This window comes from Microbulbifer mangrovi (assembly GCF_002009015.1).
Classification (GTDB): Bacteria; Pseudomonadota; Gammaproteobacteria; order Pseudomonadales; family Cellvibrionaceae; genus Microbulbifer; species Microbulbifer mangrovi.
The window spans coordinates 1-2,079 of sequence record NZ_LZDE01000125.1; the positions used below are offsets into that span (position 1 = coordinate 1).

Below are 2,079 nucleotides of genomic sequence, written 5' to 3' on the forward strand. Positions count from 1 at the left end.
AGTTTTATTCAAAAGCTCCAGATCTAGGCATAATGCCCAGATCTGGCAATATTTTTCCATATTTAGGCATTATGCCTAGATCTGGAAACATTCTACATGCCTACATCTAGGCACTTATCGATAAGCCCTTCTACTATTCGATGGTGTAATTCTGCGCCCTCTGCAAGCTTTCGCTTTACCACCCAGGCTTTGGCTAGCTTGCTCCATCGCCCACCGATTCGCTTTACTTCATTGCGTAGCTCTAGCTCATCAAAGGCAATTTTCAGGGCGACCCATTCAGTGAGTTTCGTATTGGCTGCGCGGTGTGCTTGCGACCGCGGGTAAGCTTCGCGTTCGGCAACGATGATTTCTACAGTGGTATAGACGGTCTTTTTACATCGTGACCGGCGGTAGCGGACAGCGCAGAGTTGCTGCCCGTATTTATCGGAATACTTTTTGGTCCCGTCATCTCCGGGCCTGAAGGTTTTTATTATGTTCATATGCCCTCCTTGGCATGTTCTGTTTAAAGTCCTAGCTTGCTCCAGATTTCGTCAACTTTCTTGGTGACATCCGGATCTTTTACGATAGGGCGCCCCCATTCGCGTGTGGTCTCGCCTTCCCACTTGTTGGTTGCATCAAATCCGATTTTTGACCCAAGGCCGGATACCGGGGAGGCGAAGTCGAGGTAGTCAATCGGGGTGTTCTCCACCATCACCGTATCCCGTGCTGGGTCCATTCGAGTGGTCATGGCCCAGATAACATCATTCCAGTCGCGGGCGTTTACATCATCATCGGTGACGATAACGAACTTGGTATACATGAATTGGCGCAGGAAGGACCACACGCCCATCATTACGCGTTTGGCGTGGCCGGCGTACTGTTTCTTCATGGTGACCACGGCGAGGCGGTAGGAGCAGCCTTCCGGGGGCAGGTAGAAGTCGACGATCTCCGGGAACTGCTTGCGCAATATCGGTACGAACACTTCGTTCAGGGCTTCCCCGAGTACTGCGGGCTCATCCGGTGGGCGGCCGGTGTAGGTGCTGTGGTAAATGGGGTCCTTGCGATGGGTGATTTTCTCTACCGTGAACACCGGGAAGCTGTCGACCTCGTTGTAATAGCCGGTGTGGTCGCCATAGGGGCCCTCGTCCGCCATGTCGTCCGGATAGATGTAGCCCTCGAGTACGTACTCAGCGCTGGCGGGCACCTGCAGGTTGCTGAGCCTGGCTTCCGCGACTTCGGTCTTGGCGCCGCGCAACAGGCCAGCAAATCCGTACTCGGAGAGCGTGTCCGGAACTGGGGTGACAGCGCCGAGGATGGTCGCGGGATCGGCGCCCAGAGCCACGGCGACGGGAAAGGGCTCTCCGGGAAATTTCTGTTGCCACTCGCGGAAGTCGAGTGCGCCACCGCGATGGGAAAGCCAACGCATGATCAGGCGATCCTTGCCAATCAGCTGCATGCGATAGATACCGAGGTTCTGGCGCTTCTTTTCTGGCCCGCGGGTGATGACCAGTGGCCAGGTGACCAGCGGCGCGGCGTCCCCGGGCCAGCAGGTCTGGATCGGCAACTTGGTGAGGTCGATGTCACCGGTGTTGATTTCAAACTGTTGGCAGTCGGCTTTGCTGACAACCTTGGGCCCCATGTTCATCACCTGCTTGAATACGGGCAGCTTTTCCCAGGCATCGCGCAGGCCTTCCGGCGGCTGCGGTTCTTTCAGGAATGCGAGCAGTTCGCCCACTTCCCGCAGCTCGCTCACGGATTCACGGCCCATGCCCAGAGCAACGCGCTCGGGAGTACCGAACAGGTTGGCAAGTACCGGGGTGTCGTAACCGGTGGGATTTTCAAATAACAGGGCTGGGCCACCGGCGCGCAGTACGCGGTCAGCAATCTCTGTCATCTCCAGGTAGGGGCTGACGGGGTGTTTGATGCGTTTGAGGAGGCCGCGCTTTTCCAGGAGTCGGATGAAGTCGCGCAGGTCTTTGTATTTCATGTTTTACCGGTCGACGAGAAGTTCAGCGGCCAGTGTAAAACAGTCGGGACACAATGGGGAATTTGCACCATACCAGGAGGTGGCAGTGCAGAAAGAGAGGGGGGGGGGTGAAC

General features: G+C 56.3%; 2 protein-coding genes. Both read right to left on the reverse strand.

Going from position 1 to position 2,079, the window contains the following annotated elements:
* Positions 1 to 92 precede the first annotated feature (92 nt).
* Positions 93 to 479, reverse strand: coding sequence for a hypothetical protein (locus tag B4U49_RS00675; RefSeq protein ID WP_078082683.1), 387 nt, complete (start codon positions 477 to 479; stop codon positions 93 to 95).
* A gap of 23 nt (positions 480 to 502) precedes the next feature.
* A complete protein-coding gene (gene ubiD / locus B4U49_RS00680) occupies positions 503 to 1,966 on the reverse strand; it encodes a 4-hydroxy-3-polyprenylbenzoate decarboxylase (protein WP_078082684.1) in 1,464 nt (487 codons plus the stop codon).
* Positions 1,967 to 2,079: the final 113 nt, after the last annotated feature.

What these genes read in the sequence shown, in the direction of transcription:
- B4U49_RS00675 (WP_078082683.1), bottom strand. Translation starts at nt 479, where the DNA reads ATGAACATAATAAAAACCTTCAGGCCCGGAGATGACGGGACCAAAAAG.
- ubiD (WP_078082684.1), bottom strand. Translation starts at nt 1,966, where the DNA reads ATGAAATACAAAGACCTGCGCGACTTCATCCGACTCCTGGAAAAGCGC.